Consider the following 16,148-nt stretch of genomic DNA (forward strand, 5'->3'; position numbering starts at 1 on the left):
TCCACCGTGGAACCTCATCCGCCAAACGAGATTGTCTTCTATCGGGCGCCAGATCCATTCAATGCTGAATAATTGCCCGGAAGGAGACGATGGATGAGCAACGACCGGGACAAGAATGGTCCTGTCTTTTCGGCGGAGCAGGCGCGGCAGGGCGAGATCATCCTGCGGACGCGAGCGCGCCGGATCATTTTCATCGCCGGCCTGGTGGGTCTCGTCTTGCTGGCATTGCTGGTGTGGTGGATTTGAATTCCTGACGGCTGGAGCGAAATCATGAAATCACAGCTTGTTGCCGAAAGCGCCGGACAGAGAACGTTCGTCGTTGTGCTTGATCCCGGCGAAGAGGCGTTTGCGCAGCTGACGTCGTTTGCGGTCGACCGTGGCGTCGGCAGTGCGTCGCTGACCGCGCTCGGCGCTTTCGAAAGGGCAACCGTCGGCTGGTTCGACCCTGGAGAAAGGACCTACCGGAAAATCCCCGTCCAGGAACAGTGCGAAGTGCTGAGCGCGATCGGCGATGTTGCCATCGGCGACGACGGCAGGCCCAGCTTGCACGTCCACGCAGTCCTTGGATTGAGTGATGGCACCACGAGGGGCGGTCATCTGCTGGACGGCATCGTGCGGCCGACGCTCGAGGTCACATTGGTGGAGACGCCTGGCCATCTGCGCCGCAGGCACCGCCCCGAACTCGGTGTCGCCTTGATCGAGCTGGAGGCTTGATCCCGACCCGATCACTTCGTTGATTTGACTGCGGCTGTCTCGGGGGCGCCTTCCCAACCGAAGACGCTACGGCCGCCGAGCAGATGCGATTGCTCGAACTCCCCGGCGACGATTTCCTTCAGGCTTGGACCGGTGACATAGCGCTCGACCTGCCGCGACTGGTCGTCCAGCCGCCGCAACGCACCGATCTCTTCCTCACGGCCGAGCCTGGCCTTCTGGACAGCCGACTTCAGCACGCCGATCGTCTCGTCATAGACCTTCAGCGGCACGGGGAACGGGTGCCTGTCCTTGCCGCCATGCGCCAGCGAGAAACGCCCTGGATCGGAAAAACGGCACGGCGCGCCATGCATGACTTCGGCGACCAGCGCCAGCGCCCGCACCGTGCGCGCGCCGACATTGGGCACCAGGAGAAGCCCGGCGAAATCTTTCGGGCCGCGCTCGGCCGCCGCCGCGATGTTGCCGTGCAGGCGGCGCATGACGACATCGCTTTCACGTACATCGTGGTGCGCCGGCATCACCAGATGCGGCAGCAGCTTCTGTGCCGGCTCCGGCGCTGGCGCCGAACCCCGCTCCAAAGCGGCAAGCTCCCTCACGATGCGATCCGGTCCAAGGTCGTGCAGAAGGTCCAGTTGTCCCTGGCGCGACGCTTCGGCGCGGCGGTCGGTCAGGTTGACGATCTCGCCCTGGTTGGCGCCCTCGATGGCAGCATGCGGCTGGTCGACAAAGCTCTTCAGGCCCTCGGACAGCCAGTGATAGCGGCGCGCCACCTTGCTGTCGCCGTTCATGCCTTGCTGCACCACCACCCACTTGCCGTCATCGGTGACGATAAAGCCGTGCAGATAGAGATCGAAACCGTCCTGGACTGCGGCGCTGTCCACCTTGGCGACAAGCCGGCTGGCAGTCGCCAGGCCTTCCCCGTCGAGGCCGACACGTTCGCCGATCAAGGCAAGCTCGTGCGGGGTCTTGCGCGAATGCGCGCCGCGGCCGCCGCAAACGTGAATGCCGAGCTCGCCGGAAAGCGGCGACAGGCCGCGCTTCAACGCACCGACGACGCTGGTGGTGATGCCGGAAGAGTGCCAGTCCATCCCCATCACGGCGCCAAAGGACTGGAACCAGAACGGATGCGCCAGCCGGCGCAGCAATTCATCGCGGCCGTAATGGTGGATGATCGCCTCGCACATGACCGCGCCAAGCCGCGTCATGCGGTCGCCGAGCCATTTCGGCACGCGTCCGCCGTGAAGTGGAAGATCAGCACTTCCCGATCGCTGTGCCACGCTCTTTTGCTTGCTCCTCGAGTCCTGCCTCCACAGATAGGTATCCAAAGCGCCGCGAAGAAGCGATGGCCTGATTCAGGCCGCGATCATTGCCAGCCGCTAGAGTAATTCCAGGAAAAGTGTGAAACGGTTTTCCGTCCGGGATTGCGCAGAAACAAAGAGATAGAGCGGTTCGGCGTTTCCGTGAAACGATGAGCCGCTCTAGCGGGCAGGCTCGCTGAGGAGATCAAACTTTTGGATCTCGCAATGCTCGCCCACCGATGCCAGCAGATCCACTGGCGGTGCGCCAGTGTCGGGCCGCCTCCAACTGATCTCGAACGAGAACACAGGGTCCTTGAGATCTGGGCGCCTCTCTATTGCGACGAGGCGTGCCTGGTAGCCAAGCGGCCCGATGAGCGCATCGAGCTCATGTCGAGCCGCGGCCTTCCACGTCAGTGCCAACTGGGCATGGTGTTCGCGCGACATTCGAAGGTCCACCCATTTCAGGACCAGCAAAGTGGCCAGCGTCAGCGCCGTGCCGGCCGCGCCCAAGCCGTATTGGCCACCACCGAAAGCCAATCCGATCGCCGTCATCACCCACAACGTGGCCGCCGTGGTGACCCCGCTGACAAGATTGCCGCGGCGAAGAATGGCGCCACCGCCGATAAAGCCGACGCCGGTCAACACGCCCAGCGGAAAGCGCAAGACGTCCATCGATGCAAACGAATCCGGGTGCTTGCCAACGGTCTCGAGCAGAATACTGGCCTGGATCATTGTGATGGCGGCAGCCAATCCGACCAGCACGGTGGTGCGTAGCCCCGCCGCGTGCCCGCGCGCCTCGCGGTTGAGACCTATCAACAGGCCGGCGAGCGCGGTCAGAAGCAGTCGTGCCGCGATGTCCTGCCAGACCGGAACAACGAGGAGCATCGCGGTCACCCGTCAGGCCAAGCGCTGCTGGCCAGGAATAGCGCCAGGGTCAAAGTGAACAAGGGCAAGAGCGTCTTCATCGCAAATTCTTTTCGTCGATAAGCAACAAACGACGCGCTTGGATTTTGGTTGCGCCGCCGACGATTCACCCCGGCGACGGGCAGCGGCGGAACAAAACCTTCGGCCTGTGGGTTGGTGGGTTCACGCCAACGAAGGATTTGCAGTCATGGTCCGCTTGCTGCTTGCCGGAGCCGTCGCTTATCTGGCCTATCGCATCACCAAGGAGATCAGTGGGTCCGACGAGGCCGATCCGCGGTCGCCTTCACCCGACCAAACCGGCCGCAAGGTGCCGAGGCGGGAAAGCGGGGCGCAGGGGAATGGCCGACGGCGGTAGCGAATGCCTCAGCGGCGGCGCGGACCAGCCATGACCGCATTTCCGTTGCCGCTCGACCTTCGTCCGATGGAAGCCAAGGCCGCCGATGCAATTCCTGGCGGTGACGGGCTTTGGCAGTACGAACCGAAATGGGACGGGTTTCGCTGCCTCGTGTTCAAGGGCGACGATGCCGTCGATCTGCGTGCAAAATCGGGCAAGCCGCTTGGCCGCTATTTTCCCGAACTGGTCGCGGTGCTGCGCGATGTGAGGTCGCGACGGTTTGTTGCCGACGGCGAGATCGTCATCGAGGTCGACGGATCGTCGTCATTCGAGGCCCTGCAAATGCGCCTTCATCCAGCCGAAAGCAGGATCCGCAAGTTGAGCCTGGAGACGCCTGCCATGCTGGTCCTGTTCGACATGCTGGCCGAACCCGGCGGCAGGATCATCACCGAAGAGCCTCTCACCACCAGGAGGCAGGCGATTGAGACCTTTGTCGCGTCGGCGGCACGGCCCGAACTGCACCTGTCCAAATATACGCACGACGCCGCCACCGCCGAGCGCTGGCTGCAGGGCGCCGGCCACGGCTCGACCGACGGTGTCGTTGCAAAACTGATCGCCGGGCCATACCGGCCCGGCGAGCGCGCCATGGTCAAGGTCAAGCGGCTGAGCACTGCGGATTGCGTGGTCGGCGGCTTTCGCTATCTCGCCGGCAGCAACGAAGTCGGATCCCTGCTGCTCGGCCTCTACAACAACGAAGGCAGGCTCGACCATGTCGGGTTCACCTCGACCATCGGCAAGGACGACAGGGCGGCGCTGACCAGACGGCTGGAAAAACTGCGGGCCAAACCGGGTTTCACCGGCAAGGCGCCGGGCGGACCAAGCCGCTGGAGCACGGAGCGCAGCGGACAATGGGAACCGATAAAGCCTGAACTGGTGGTCGAGGTTCGTTTCGACCATGTGACAGGCGACCGGTTCCGGCATGGAACCAAGCTGTTGCGCTGGCGGCCGGACAAGCCGCCCCGGCAGTGTACGTTCGAGCAGATCGAGTAGGTCCGTCCCGAGGCTCCGCTTCAAGGCGCTCTTGGTGTCCCGTCCTGCCGCCGACCACGGAACCAATGCAGAATTCGCTGGTTCGCCGCACTAGCCGAGCCTCGCAATCCATTGCCGAGGCTCGGAGGCGATCTGGTAGATCAAGCGGCTTCTTGCATTGCGCGTTCGTTGACACCGCTTTCGCCGAGCTTGGAAAGCGCTTCGTCGGTCGCGACCTCTTCCTTGAGAGTTGCCCTGAGCAGTTCGACAACGTCGCTCTTGCCAAGTTCTTCCGCCCACGCGATCAAAGTGCCGTAGCGAGCGATCTCGTAATGTTCGACAGCTTGCGCCGCACCGACAAGTCCGGCGTCGAGCGCGGGAGCACCGTTATACTCCTCGAGCATTTCCGAGCCCTCTTCGATGATTCCGTCAATCGCCGGACAGGTTTTGCTGCGAGCCGGCTTGCCGAATTTCTCGAACACCTCTTCCAGGCGGTCGACATGTCCTTCGGTTTCCATGCGGTGTTTCTCGAAGGCGGCGGTCACTTCTTCCGACTCTGCGCCCTTGGCCATTTTAGGCAGCGCTTTCAGTATCTTCTTCTCGGCGTAGTAGAGGTCTTTGAGCCCGTCGAGGAACAGATCCTCAAGGCCCTTGCTTGCCGCCTTCGCGGCCTTTTTCGTAGTCGCCATGATCCTCTCCCGAAGGTTGGTGGCCGCCTCTCAAAATAGAGGCGTCCGATAACCCACCGACGGGAAACAAGTTCCCTGACGGTCCGGGAGCTTTGAAAATTTTTCCGACCCGCCGTGTAGTGTCGCAAGGGGCCTCGACCTGCGGCAGCAATCGGCCAGGAAAGCGCCGTCAGCGCTCGCCGATATGCTCGACCAGGCGGGTGTATTCGGCCTCGGCCAGGCCGTAGCCGCCATCCGCCAGTGCGACGAGACCATCGCGATCGCGAATGATAATTTCGCCGCGGCGGGACCGGATGAGCCCTCGCCCCTCAAGCAGCTGCAACGCGACCGTAACGCCCGGGCGCCTTACGCCAAGCATGATCGACAGGAATTCGTGAGTGATCGTCAACCGGCCGCCGTCCACCCGATCGTCACACATGAGCAGCCAGCGCGCCAGCCGGTCTTCAAGTTTCGATCGCGCGTTGACCAGCGCGGTATAGCCAGTCTGGACATGCAGATATTGCACGTAGCGCAGCAAGAACAGCCGCAGCGTCGGGCTTTGCGTCAGCGCCGACTTGAACGGCTCGGCGTCAATCCTGGCGGCTTCTCCCGCCAGCTGCACATAGCAATCATGGACCGTACGGTCGTCGCCCATTATCAGGGCCGAGCCGGTCATACCTTCCAAGCCGACAAGGCCAACTTCCGCATCGCTGCCGTTCGGCATTTTCGCAACCACCGAACCGATGCCGTCCTCGAGGAAATAAATGGCCTCGATCGGCGATCCGGACACTTCGAGCGATTGCCGTAACTCCAGCGAACAGCGCTCGATGTGCGGCTCGAGAGATGCGAAATCGCCGGCGCTCATCCGGCGCAACAGCTTGTTTTTGTATAGATTTTTATTGGAAATTGCTGGATCAGACATAGCTAGCCCCAAAACAGGGCAAGAGCTTTTTTATCTCCCAGCCGTCCGCGCCCGGTATAACCTGCGGACGATAACGCTCATATAAGCACTGAAAGGTATGGAGCCTACTAAATAAAAAAATGAATCGATGCACGGCAGTTTCTCCTGCCGCTTGCCTACGAAAACATCCGACTGAAAGTTAGAGTTGGAAACGTACCAAAGACAGTTTGGTACGAAAACGACAATTGAGATCATCCGGGCGCGAAAGAGCCCGTCGCGAGGGATGCAACGGGCTCCATTCGGGCGTCGTGGGCTACGCCCAGTGATCCAAATGAGGGGTGGGTTGGATCGCAGCAACAATGCAGGTGGAAGGCAGTCGTTCCCAAACTGTCTGCTTGGTAATTTCCGTACATTGAGTTTGGAAGAGAGCGGCGCTAATTGAATTGGAGTCGTCCACACAGACATGGCGAGTGGACGCTTGAAAGACGCTTCGCGCTTTCGCCCTTTTCAAGGGAGGATGGCATGTCGATGCAAGGTGCAGCAACTCCAGCCGAACTGAGCGTGCTGAAAAAAGCGCTCGACGACTGCTGCCGCGAGTTGGGTGTTGCGGACGACAGTCCTGTCCGCGAGCGGTTGGCCGCCCGTATCATGTCGCTGTTCAACGAGGGTGTGCTCAGCGCCGATCTGAAAGAAGCGCTGGCCGCCGATCGCCAACACTAAGCTGCTGCTATGGTGGTATCCTCGGTGCCGAAAGGTTCGGCACCGGAGCGCCTTTTTTAGCCAGGGTCCTGGTTGGCAAAGGATCTTGGAAATCTTGTCTTTTCACGACAAAACGCCCGGCGCTTATTACCAAGCGGCAGGCGTTTTTGTCGCGAGCGTGAAACTAAAGCGCGTCGCGTTTGACCGGCCCTCATGCGATGGCATTAGGTTCCTGTTTTATGCATGTCGTTATCACAAAACCGCTGCACACCCTGGGGTCAAGCCCGAGGGCATGCTTTTGCGCGACATGCATCAAATGCGCCCAAGCAGGACCAGGATGATGACGATAAGCAGCACCAGGCCGAGGCCGCCACCACCGTAATAGCCCGTTCCATAGAACGGTCCGCCGCCCAAGCCGCTGAAGCCGCCAAGCAAGGCAAGGACCAAGATGATGATAAGAATGGTTCCAAGGCCCATGATGTCTGCTCTCCTTGTTTGCGCTGCCGCCATTCGCATCAGCGCGTCGCATTGTACAAAGGTATGAACGTACAAAGGTATGAACTCGCAAAGAGCATTCCTGTTCCGGCGGGCGGTAAGGCGTACGCTCATGCGGCGAGCAAAATGCCGGGCTGTGCCGTTAGAAAAGTCCATAGATGCGTGCCCGCGGAGAATGGCATGCCGGCCACCTTGAACACCTGAGAACATGCTGAATTTCATAGGAAATTTGTCGGAACCTTCGCCCGCCCGAACGGTTGTTTTCGTAGTCGCAACGCGACGACCCTCGTAAAAAGGAGAAGCATCATGCTCACGAAAATTCTCGCAGCTTCGGCGCTTACGATCGGTCTGGCCACGTCAGCGATGGCCCAGAACGTCGGCGACCCCTCCGGAGCCGCTGCCGACGGTAGCGGGCGGACGGTCGTAGTCCCGGATAATGGCGGCCCTGACACCGGCACGGATTCGACCATCACCAACAGCATTCGCGATTTCTCAACGACGAATTCGAATGCCGACCGGAATTGCCCGCTGGGCCCGCAGGGGGCTCTGCCCGATGCGACCGGCAAGGCTCCGGGCACGATGGCGCCGACGGTGAACGACAACCACTGCGGCAAGTAAGCGCCCGGTCATCACAGCCTGACGAGGCCGCGGAGCATAGGCTCCGCGGCCGGCTGGTTTTGCCGTAAAATCAGCCTAACGGCCGCGGTGGTCGAAGCTGACCGCGATATCCCGACCGTCCAGCGCCCGAACGATGAAGCCAACCAGCTCCTCGTCGGTTTGTGGGAACCAGGGAAAGCGTTTGCGCAAATCGGCTATGACGACGGTGGTCGAGAGAATATCGCCCGAATGATAGTCGGCCATGACGGTATGGACCGCTTTGTCGGTATCAATACCGATTCCAAGCGGCGACTTGATCTGCCCCACGGAAGCCTCCACCCATCTCTCCCAGCCAACGATAGCAAGACTGCGGCAAAGCGAAAGAGCTTGTACGATTCCGTACGATCTCGCGGCTTGCGTTGCACTTTGCAGGACGCAGCCGGCGTCTTTTGTTTTGCGTTTCCAAACCATTATTTGGCGTCGCGGCGGCTCTGGCCGCCGCGACCAGGCAACCTCGCCGCAGCTTCCGCGTTGAGCCATCGGAGGGACACCAGCCTCGGAGAACCCCCATGAAAACCCTTCTATCCATCACTGCGGCAGCGCTGATGGCCGGCGCGCCTTTGGCTGCTTTTGCTCAATCGGCGACGCTGACGCCTCTAACGACCGACACCATGAGCAAGGTTGACACCGCGACGTTCGTCAAGACCGTGCCCATCGCCAATACATTCGAAATCGAATCGAGCCGACTTGCGCAGACGCAGGCGACTGCCGACGACGTGAAGGCATTCGCGGCGCAAATGGTCACGGACCACACCAAGGCCGGGGAGGACTTCAAGGCGGCGCTCAGCAGGGGTCAGACGACTTCGGCCACCGCGCCAGCCGGCCCGTCGCTGGACACCAAGCACCAGGCGCTGCTCGACCAACTCAAGGAGGCCAGCGGTGACAGCTTCCAATCGAAATATATCGACATGCAGACCCAGGCGCATAAGGAAGCGGTGGCGCTGTTTTCCGCTTACGCAAATTCCGGCGACGATCCGGCGATGAAGGAGTTTGCCAAGAAGACGCTGCCGGTGCTGCAAATGCACGAACGTCATGTCAAGGACCTCGCTGCCGCGCATCAATGAGAGCGAGGAGTGCCTTTTGCAAACGAAAGGCCGCCCCACACACGGCCTGTGCGAAGCGGCTGTCGTCCGGCCACACGGCCGGGAACAAAGCACCGAGAGTGCCGTTATTTATCCGGCTAGTTCGGGGAGGATCCAATGGAAGGCGGCATTCGCGAGGCCTCAAGGATAGTAGCGCCGGCTTTCGGCGCCGTCCTTGTCGCCGCTGTCACAGGCTGAAATCGCTTTCCGAACGGGACAGGCTGCCTTCATGCGCTACGGCGAGATATTTGCAAATGTTACGGCACTCATGTTGCTGGCCTTGATGATTGGCGGCGTCTTCGTCCTGTTTGGAGAACCGCTGTGGCCGCGGCACTATGCGAGAATGGTGCTGGTTACGGATATCGATGCCATGACCACCGCGTCAGTCCGAACAAGCTGCGTGCCCAGTCCCTGCCTGCCCGACACCATGGATCACACCGTGCTCACTCCTCGCCCCGAGGACGGACCTTGATTTGCGATTTGCAGCAGACGCGGAGCGAGGAGATGCGGAAAGGCCCGCCACGCGACCTGCGCGACGGACCCTTGGTTCAATCAAACCGTCTGGCCACAACTAAGTCAGGATAATCACGATCTTGTAGGTATTCGGGTCGACGATGACGATCCGGCCATCGGCGAGCACGAAATACTCATAGCCTTCGTAAGCCGGAACGATCTTGACGATGCGCGCCGGCAGACGATGCAGCCGGACTTTCTTCCGCGGAACCTCGATGCCGACAGAGATTTCGAAATCGACGCTGGAAACGGGTTGGACGTTCGTCTCCTTGATGACCTGAGTGATCTCCGTCTTCTGTTCAACGGTCACATTGCTGATGGAAGCGGTCGAACTCTGGTCTTGCGTCTGCGTCGAGGCATTGCCCTGAGTCTGCTCGGTGGTCGTGGTCCCAGTCTTGCCCTGAGCCTGCTCCTCGGTCTTCATTTTCGTGTTGCCTTGGGCCTGCTCGGTAGTGGTGGTTCCGACCTTGCCTTGGGCTTGCTCGTCGGTCTTCATCTTGGTGTTGCCCGTGGCCTGCTGGTCGGTCGTGGCGCCGGCCTTGCCCTGGGCCTGCTCTTCGGTCTTCAGCTTCTTGTTGCCCTGCGCCTGTTGATCAGTCGTAGCGCCGGCCTTGCCCTGGGCCTGCTCGTCGGTCTTCAGCTTCGGTTTGCCCTGCGCCTGTTGATCAGTCGCAGCGCCGGCCTTGCCCTGAGCCTGCTCGTCCATCTTGGCGCCATTCTGGCAATTGGCAGTGCCGGCTGCACAATTGGCGCCGGACTGGTCGTCGGTCGACTGCTGCGACTGGGCAAGTGCAGCTCCGCAGCTGACGCCAATTGCCAGCATGCTGGTGATCAGAACGCCTTTCATACGAGATCTCCTTGGAAAATGCGTCCCTTCACCGCGTAAAACTGCGGCTAAAAAATTTTGTTCCAAACCAATGGAGCGAAACGGCAAGCGATCCGAGTGGCGGAACAAGCTCCACCTGATGACGTTACCGGCCTATAGCGACCCCGCTGCGAACGGCATGACGCGGCGCAGCGCAGAGGTGGCTCACGACGAAAGGAGACGATCATGAGAATGCATCTTTCGGCAGCCGCGGCTGGGTTCTTGCTGCTTGCGGGTATTGGCGCCGCTGCCGCTCAGGACGTGGTCATCGAACCGCAGCAGGAGACGATCGTACGCGAGTATGTGAAAAAGCAGCCTCTGGCGTCCGTCCAGCTTCCCGGCGTGGAGCTCAATGTCGGCTCGACCCTGCCCGATACCGTCGAGCTTCATGAGGTTCCCGACGTCAAATACCGCTATGTCGTCGTCGACCATCGGACCGTCCTGGTCGATCCTGGCACGCGCAGGATTGTAAAGGTCATCGAGTGAGCAAGCGCGTCGCTTTGAAGGGACATGCGGCGCGTCCAGCATTGTCGACATCCCAAACTGCTGCCCGTGTTGGGCATTCGGACGCAGAAAGGCCCGCCGTTTCGAAGCACGGCGGGCCTCGTGGCGGAGACGACGTCCGGACAATTTCTGAACCAGCATTGGCTTAGAACGCATGATCCGAGCACGCCCTGTGCTCGCCAGGCCCGAAACTTTGAGAGAATATTCCTGGCTTCGCATTTCGCGGGAAATACGGTGCTTTGATCCGACGGTCAGCATTCCCGATGATGCCGGCAAGGCTTGGCACTCCGCCTGGCCGCAACGACTTCAGAACCGACGGGATAGATCATGTCTGGGAACACCGACACTTTGCTCTCATTTCTCTCCGCAAGTATAAACCGGCGCGCCGGTCTGGCTGTACTTTTCGCGTCGGCGGTTGCGATTGTCGGCCTTCCTGCGCCGTCGTTCGCCGAAGACAAGACGGCGGTCAAGGTCGGCATCATGAGCGGCGAGGACGAGGACGTCTGGCGCGTCGTCACCGCCCAGGCGGCGGAGAGGGGGCTGACGATCGAGACCGTGGTGTTCAACGACTACACCCAGCCGAATGAAGCACTCGAGCGTGGCGAAATCGACGCCAACGCCTTCCAGCACAAGCCCTATCTCGACAACCAGATCAAGACGCAGGGCTATCACATCGTCCCGGTCGGCTATACCGGCGTCTGGCCGATCGGCCTCTATTCCAAGAAGTACGCGAAGATTGCCGACCTGCCCGAAGGCGCCGTCATTGGCGTGCCGAACGACCCGTCCAATGAGGGCCGCGCCCTGCGCGTTCTGCAGAGCGAAGGTCTGATCACGCTCAGGGAAGGCACCGGCATTCTGGCTACGACCACCGACATCGCCGAAAACCCGAAGAAATTGGTCGTCAAGGAGCTGGACGCAGGCATTGTCGGGCGCTCGGTGGAAGACCTCGACGGGGCCGTGGTCAACACGGATTGGGCGCTTAAAAGCGGCCTCACACCGGAGAACCGCATCGCCCAGGAGGCGGTGGCCGACAATCCCTACCGCAACTTCATCGCGGTCAAGGCCGGCAATGAAAACCAGCCCTGGGTAAAGACCTTGGTCGCCTCCTACCAGAACGAAAAAGTGAAGGCCGAATTCGACCGGGTCTACAAGGGAACCGGCATCAGCGCTTATTGATACCGAGCTCCACTTGGCGCTGAAGCCCGGCATGATAAAGCGGTCCGCGCTCCAACGCGGACCGCGATCGCGTTTGCGGCACCAATACAGGAACTTTCATGAACCAGCATTTCGCCTCGGTCACCGAAATCATGCATCCCATCGGCAGCCGTTCCGCCGGACCGGACGATGTCGTGCGCCTCATCGAGCTGAAGCGCCGCTTCGGCGCGACAGCGGCGCTGGACGGCGTATCGCTCAGCGTGCGCCAGGGCGAGATCCTCGGCATCATCGGCCGCAGCGGCGCCGGCAAGTCGACGCTGATACGCTGCCTGAACGGCCTGGAGCGGCCGGATTCAGGACAGGTCTTCATCGAAGGCCGCGACATCAGCCGGCTCGGCGAGCGCGAATTGCAGCCGCTGCGCCGGCGCATCGGCATGATCTTCCAGCATTTCAACCTGCTGTCCGCCAAGACGGTCGAAGTCAATGTAGCGCTGCCTCTCAAGATCGAAGGCCGGCCCAGGGCCGAGCGCCTGGCGCGCGCTGCCGAGCTGCTCGAGCTCGTCGGCCTGTCGGAGAAGGCGAAAGCCTATCCGGCGTCGCTTTCGGGCGGGCAGAAGCAGCGCGTCGGCATTGCCCGGGCGCTTGCGGCGCGCCCGGCGCTGCTGCTGTCGGACGAAGCGACCTCGGCGTTGGACCCGGAGACGACGCGCTCCATCCTTGCCTTGCTCAGAGACATCAACCGGCAGCTCGGCCTGACCATCCTGCTCATCACCCATGAAATGGAGGTGATCCGTTCGATCGCCGACCGGGTCGCGGTGATCGATGCCGGACGAATCGTCGAGCAAGGGCCGGTGTGGTCGGTGTTTGCCGATCCGAAGTCGGCGATCACGCAAAGCCTGCTCGGCGGCATCAGGCCGCAATTGCCGGCGGAGATCGCAAGCCGGCTAACGCAGAACGCCGGCGTGGAGGCGATCCTCAGGATCGACGTGGCGGGTGAGGCCGCGCGAAGCCCGCTTTTGTCCGATCTTGCCTCGGCAGTTCCCGGCTGGTTCCGCCTCGTGCATGGCGGCATCGATCACGTCCAGCAGCAGCCCGTCGGGACACTGTTCGTGGCGGTCGCCGGCAGCAATGAAGATCACCTGGCAGAGGTGATCGCGTTCTTGAAAGCCCGCAATGCGCGGGTGGAGGTGCTTGGCCATGTCGCCAATTCTGTTTGAACTCCTGCTTCGATCCATCTGGGAAACGATCCTGATGACGGCCGCCTCCGGCCTCATCTCGCTGATTTTCGGGCTGCCGCTCGGTCTGGCGCTGGTCGCCACCGACCGCGGCGGCATCGCCGAAAACCTGTGGGTGAACCGCGCGCTTGGCGCTGTCATCAACGGCTTCCGCTCGGTGCCTTTCATCATCCTGCTGGTTGCGCTGATCCCGGTGACGCGGCTGATCGTCGGCACCTCGATCGGCACCTGGGCAGCGATTGTGCCGCTGTCGATCGCGGCGACGCCCTACTACGCCCGGATCGCCGAAGTGTCGCTGCGCGAGGTCGACCACGGGCTGATCGAAGCGGCGCGCGCCATGGGCGGCAACCGCTGGATGATCATTCGCGAGGTGCTGGTGCCGGAAGCGTTGCCCGGCATCGTCGCCGGCTTCACGGTGACGCTGGTGACGCTTATCGGCGCCTCGGCCATGGCCGGCGCCATCGGCGCCGGCGGGCTCGGCGACCTCGCCATCCGCTACGGCTACCAGCGCTTCGAGACGTCCGTCATGATCGCCGTTGTCCTTGTGTTGATCATCCTGGTCTGCGGCATCCAGTGGGCCGGCGACCGGCTGGTCGCGAGGCTGGATCACAGGGCATGACCGGCGAAACGCGGTCAATCAATGCCTTTGATTTCCGGGAAAGTTCAAATTGTTCTCGATGGTCTCGTTCGCCCAAGCGAGTTTTTCGCGATCGTCTGAGCGCAGGGGAGCCTCGACCGCGACGGTGAACAAGTGCCGGGCGAGGCTTTCGGATAGAAGCCATGTGGTGACCTGTTCGCTGAAGATCACGTGCCCATTGTCGAGTGTCTTGATGTTGCCGGTAATCAAGTCCGCACAGTGCAACATGGCCTCGGGGTAAGGGCTTTCACGCCATGCCGCTAATGCAGCTGCTACATCCATTCCGGCAAGCACCATGCCCTCCAGCCAGGAAACCGCGTTCCCTTCATCGGGATGCAAGGTCATCGCTTTTCGCCAGGCAACCTGAAACAGCGCCTCGACAGCCTGCTGTTCTTCCAACGGCCAATCGCGCCAGGAGGTCCTTTCGAGCTTTGCGGCAATCACATTGGCGTCGAACCCGATCCAAGGTTCGCCTTGGGTGGCAAGTTCAAGCACTCTCGGCAGAAAGTGCCGGTAGTCATCGACGTCGCCGACCGTCCATATGGCCGATCCGGCATAGGCGCCGAGGTTTTCACCGCTGAGCTCCCGAAGCGGACCACTGGATACTCCCCGAAAGATCGATTCCAAATCCTTGTACGGCGAGCCATGCAGGTGGCGAGGCGATGGATAAGACGCGAAAGCGGCATAGACGCGCTCGACCGCATGCGCCAGTTCGGACGAGAGATCAGCCTCCAGGGGATTTGAGTTGGTCATCCGTTGCGACTCCGAACAGGTCTCTGGCTTGCTCTGCCGTATAGTAGCCGAGCTTGACATCCCGAGCGACCAGTTCCGAATCGCGCTGCAGGGGATCGCCATAGCCGCCGCCGCCCGGCGTGCCGACGCGCACGCGGTCGCCTGCCTTCAGTGCGATGTCCTGTTCCTTGGAGAGGTGCGGCGGCACATGTTCCTTGCCGTCGCGGAACACGGTCACCGTGTTGACCGCGCCGTCCTTGCCGCCGAGCGCGCCTTGCGGGCCGAACCGGCCGTGATCCATGACGAAGGAGGCGCGGGCGTCGCCGCGCAGGATTTCCACCTCATAGGCAAGCCCGAAACCGCCGCGATGCTTCCCGGCGCCGCCCGAGCCTTCGCGCAAGGCATAGTGGCGGTAGAGCACCGGGAAGGCCTGCTCCATGATTTCGACCGGCGGCGACTTGGAGATGCCTATGGTCGAGCAGCCATTGGTCAGGCCGTCGTGACCGGCATTGCCGCCATAGCCGCCGCCGGAGATCTGGTACATGACATAATCGCGGCCGCGCGCCGGGTCGTTGCCGCCGAGCGCGAAATTGCCGCTGGAGCCGGCGGGAGCCGCCGTCACCTTGTCCGGCAGCGCCTGCACCATCGCCGCGAACACCGCCTCGGCGATGCGCTGCGAAACCTCGGCCGCGCAGCCCGATACCGGCCGCGGATATTTGGCGTCGAGGAACGTGCCTTCCGGCCGCTTGACGATCAGCGGCTCGAAGGCGCCGGCGCTAATCGGCACGTCGGGGAAAATATGGCGCATGGCGAGATAGACCGAGGACAAGGTAGTCGCCAGCACGCTGTTCATCGGCCCAGCGCAGGGCTCTGACGAGCCCGAGAAGTCGAAGCTGAGCGTATCGCCCTGTTTTTCGACCGCCAGCGCGATAGTCAGCGGCTCGTTCACCACGCCGTCGGAATCAACAAAAGCCTGCGACCGGTAAATGCCGTCGGGAATGGCCGATATGTTGACGCGCATCTGTTCAGCGGCGCGGCGCCGCAATTCGGCGATCGCATCGACAACCGTTTCATCTCCGTAACGATCTAAAATGCCGTTGAGCCGGTCCTGGCCGATCAGCAGTGCCGCCGCTTGCGCGCGGATGTCGCCGATGCGCTGGTCGGCAACCCTGATGTTCGAGCAGATAATGGCGTAGATTTCGCGATCGAGCACGCCCTTCTTGAACAGCTTCACCGGCGGCAGCCGCAAGCCTTCCTGCTCGACCGCCGTTGCCGAGGCGGAGAAGCCGCCCGGCACCGAACCGCCGATGTCGGGCCAGTGGCCGGTGTTCGAAAGCCAGCAGAATATCTTGCCGTCCCGGTAGACCGGCATGGCGAAGCGCACATCCATCAGATGGGTGCCGCCGAGATAGGGATCGTTGACGATGTAGATATCGCCTGGCTCGGGCGGCAGGCAGCGACCGTCGGCGATCATCTCGATCACCGTTTTGGTCGAATACTGCATGACGCCGACGAACACCGGCAGGCCCTGGCTGCCTTGCGCGATGAGCGAACCGTCGAGCGCCGAATAGATACCGTCGGAGCGGTCATTGGCCTCGGCGATAACAGGCGAGAACGCGGCGCGCGAAAACGTCAGGTCCATTTCGTCGCAGACCTGCTGCAGCGCCGCCTGGATGACCGAAAGGGTAATGGCGTCGAGCTTTTCCATC

The 16,148-nt window shown here is 61.8% G+C and carries 21 protein-coding genes; 12 read left to right on the forward strand and 9 right to left on the reverse strand.

Annotated elements, in window-relative coordinates:
* The first annotated feature begins 93 nt into the window (after positions 1-93).
* Both RQ479_RS20930 and RQ479_RS20935 read left to right on the forward strand, forming a co-directional pair.
* Positions 94-246 (forward strand): peptide ABC transporter permease, encoded by a 153-nt coding sequence (locus RQ479_RS20930; RefSeq protein ID WP_292655414.1) that lies wholly within the window; start codon positions 94-96, stop codon positions 244-246.
* 24 nt (positions 247-270) lie between these two features.
* Positions 271-714, forward strand: a complete 444-nt coding sequence (locus RQ479_RS20935; protein ID WP_352468225.1) for a PPC domain-containing DNA-binding protein — start codon at positions 271-273, stop codon at positions 712-714.
* 11 nt (positions 715-725) lie between these two features.
* Here RQ479_RS20935 and RQ479_RS20940 read toward each other — a convergent pair whose 3' ends face one another.
* Together RQ479_RS20940 and RQ479_RS20945 are read right to left on the reverse strand one after the other, a co-directional pair.
* Complete coding sequence (locus tag RQ479_RS20940; RefSeq protein ID WP_376702463.1) at positions 726-1,988, reverse strand: DUF763 domain-containing protein; 1,263 nt, start codon at positions 1,986-1,988, stop codon at positions 726-728.
* Positions 1,989-2,189: 201 nt separating this feature from the next.
* Positions 2,190-2,894, reverse strand: coding sequence for an MgtC/SapB family protein (locus tag RQ479_RS20945; RefSeq protein WP_352468221.1), 705 nt, complete (start codon positions 2,892-2,894; stop codon positions 2,190-2,192).
* Positions 2,895-3,120: 226 nt separating this feature from the next.
* Here RQ479_RS20945 and RQ479_RS20950 point away from each other — a divergent pair, with 226 nt between their 5' ends.
* Both RQ479_RS20950 and RQ479_RS20955 read left to right on the forward strand, forming a co-directional pair.
* Positions 3,121-3,288, forward strand: coding sequence for a hypothetical protein (locus tag RQ479_RS20950; protein ID WP_376702464.1), 168 nt, complete (start codon positions 3,121-3,123; stop codon positions 3,286-3,288).
* Positions 3,289-3,318: 30 nt separating this feature from the next.
* The gene (locus RQ479_RS20955) at positions 3,319-4,317 is read left to right on the forward strand and encodes an ATP-dependent DNA ligase (protein ID WP_376702465.1); all 999 of its coding nucleotides are present in this window, start codon (positions 3,319-3,321) and stop codon (positions 4,315-4,317) included.
* Between the two features lie 140 nt (positions 4,318-4,457).
* Here the strand turns inward: RQ479_RS20955 and RQ479_RS20960 are convergent, their stop codons facing one another.
* A complete protein-coding gene (locus RQ479_RS20960) occupies positions 4,458-4,985 on the reverse strand; it encodes a ferritin-like domain-containing protein (protein ID WP_376702466.1) in 528 nt (175 codons plus the stop codon).
* 169 nt (positions 4,986-5,154) lie between these two features.
* Positions 5,155-5,829: a Crp/Fnr family transcriptional regulator gene (locus RQ479_RS20965; RefSeq protein ID WP_376702467.1), complete on the reverse strand. Its 675-nt coding sequence runs from the start codon at positions 5,827-5,829 to the stop codon at positions 5,155-5,157.
* 558 nt (positions 5,830-6,387) lie between these two features.
* Here RQ479_RS20965 and RQ479_RS20970 point away from each other — a divergent pair.
* Positions 6,388-6,585 (forward strand): hypothetical protein, encoded by a 198-nt coding sequence (locus tag RQ479_RS20970; RefSeq protein WP_292655400.1) that lies wholly within the window; start codon positions 6,388-6,390, stop codon positions 6,583-6,585.
* Positions 6,586-6,876: 291 nt separating this feature from the next.
* On the opposite strand, the gene RQ479_RS20975 is transcribed toward RQ479_RS20970, so the two are convergent.
* Positions 6,877-7,041: a DUF3309 family protein gene (locus tag RQ479_RS20975; protein WP_023677107.1), complete on the reverse strand. Its 165-nt coding sequence runs from the start codon at positions 7,039-7,041 to the stop codon at positions 6,877-6,879.
* 324 nt (positions 7,042-7,365) lie between these two features.
* Between RQ479_RS20975 and RQ479_RS20980 the strand changes: the two genes are divergently transcribed.
* The gene (locus RQ479_RS20980) at positions 7,366-7,677 is read left to right on the forward strand and encodes a hypothetical protein (RefSeq protein ID WP_352469349.1); all 312 of its coding nucleotides are present in this window, start codon (positions 7,366-7,368) and stop codon (positions 7,675-7,677) included.
* Between the two features lie 75 nt (positions 7,678-7,752).
* Here RQ479_RS20980 and RQ479_RS20985 read toward each other — a convergent pair whose 3' ends face one another.
* Positions 7,753-7,983, reverse strand: a complete 231-nt coding sequence (locus RQ479_RS20985; protein ID WP_376702468.1) for a hypothetical protein — start codon at positions 7,981-7,983, stop codon at positions 7,753-7,755.
* 242 nt (positions 7,984-8,225) lie between these two features.
* On the opposite strand from RQ479_RS20985, the gene RQ479_RS20990 reads away from it, so the two are divergent.
* A complete protein-coding gene (locus RQ479_RS20990; protein ID WP_352716216.1) occupies positions 8,226-8,780 on the forward strand; it encodes a DUF4142 domain-containing protein in 555 nt (184 codons plus the stop codon).
* Between the two features lie 247 nt (positions 8,781-9,027).
* Positions 9,028-9,270, forward strand: a complete 243-nt coding sequence (locus RQ479_RS20995; protein WP_376702469.1) for a polymerase — start codon at positions 9,028-9,030, stop codon at positions 9,268-9,270.
* A 99-nt stretch (positions 9,271-9,369) separates the two neighbouring features.
* Here RQ479_RS20995 and RQ479_RS21000 read toward each other — a convergent pair whose 3' ends face one another.
* Positions 9,370-10,158, reverse strand: coding sequence for a DUF1236 domain-containing protein (locus RQ479_RS21000; RefSeq protein ID WP_376705986.1), 789 nt, complete (start codon positions 10,156-10,158; stop codon positions 9,370-9,372).
* Between the two features lie 204 nt (positions 10,159-10,362).
* Between RQ479_RS21000 and RQ479_RS21005 the strand changes: the two genes are divergently transcribed.
* The 4 genes from RQ479_RS21005 (at position 10,363) to RQ479_RS21020 (ending at position 13,689) form a co-directional block, all read left to right on the forward strand.
* Complete coding sequence (locus tag RQ479_RS21005) at positions 10,363-10,662, forward strand: DUF1236 domain-containing protein (protein WP_376702470.1); 300 nt, start codon at positions 10,363-10,365, stop codon at positions 10,660-10,662.
* 345 nt (positions 10,663-11,007) lie between these two features.
* Entirely contained in the window at positions 11,008-11,856 is an 849-nt protein-coding gene (locus RQ479_RS21010) for a MetQ/NlpA family lipoprotein (protein ID WP_376702471.1), read from the forward strand.
* Positions 11,857-11,954: 98 nt separating this feature from the next.
* Positions 11,955-13,052, forward strand: a complete 1,098-nt coding sequence (locus RQ479_RS21015) for a methionine ABC transporter ATP-binding protein (protein WP_376702472.1) — start codon at positions 11,955-11,957, stop codon at positions 13,050-13,052.
* Positions 13,033-13,689, forward strand: coding sequence for a methionine ABC transporter permease (locus RQ479_RS21020; RefSeq protein ID WP_376702473.1), 657 nt, complete (start codon positions 13,033-13,035; stop codon positions 13,687-13,689). Before RQ479_RS21015 ends, RQ479_RS21020 begins: the two co-directional genes overlap by 20 nt.
* Positions 13,690-13,707: 18 nt before the next feature.
* On the opposite strand, the gene RQ479_RS21025 is transcribed toward RQ479_RS21020, so the two are convergent.
* Both RQ479_RS21025 and RQ479_RS21030 read right to left on the reverse strand, forming a co-directional pair.
* Complete coding sequence (locus tag RQ479_RS21025) at positions 13,708-14,520, reverse strand: hypothetical protein (RefSeq protein WP_376706079.1); 813 nt, start codon at positions 14,518-14,520, stop codon at positions 13,708-13,710.
* Positions 14,432-16,147, reverse strand: coding sequence for a hydantoinase B/oxoprolinase family protein (locus RQ479_RS21030; RefSeq protein ID WP_376702474.1), 1,716 nt, complete (start codon positions 16,145-16,147; stop codon positions 14,432-14,434). The genes RQ479_RS21025 and RQ479_RS21030 overlap by 89 nt, the downstream gene beginning before the upstream one ends.
* Between the last annotated feature and the right edge of the window lies 1 nt (position 16,148).

It is taken from the genome of Mesorhizobium sp. ISC25 (assembly GCF_042295465.1).
Classification (GTDB): Bacteria; Pseudomonadota; Alphaproteobacteria; order Rhizobiales; family Rhizobiaceae; genus Mesorhizobium.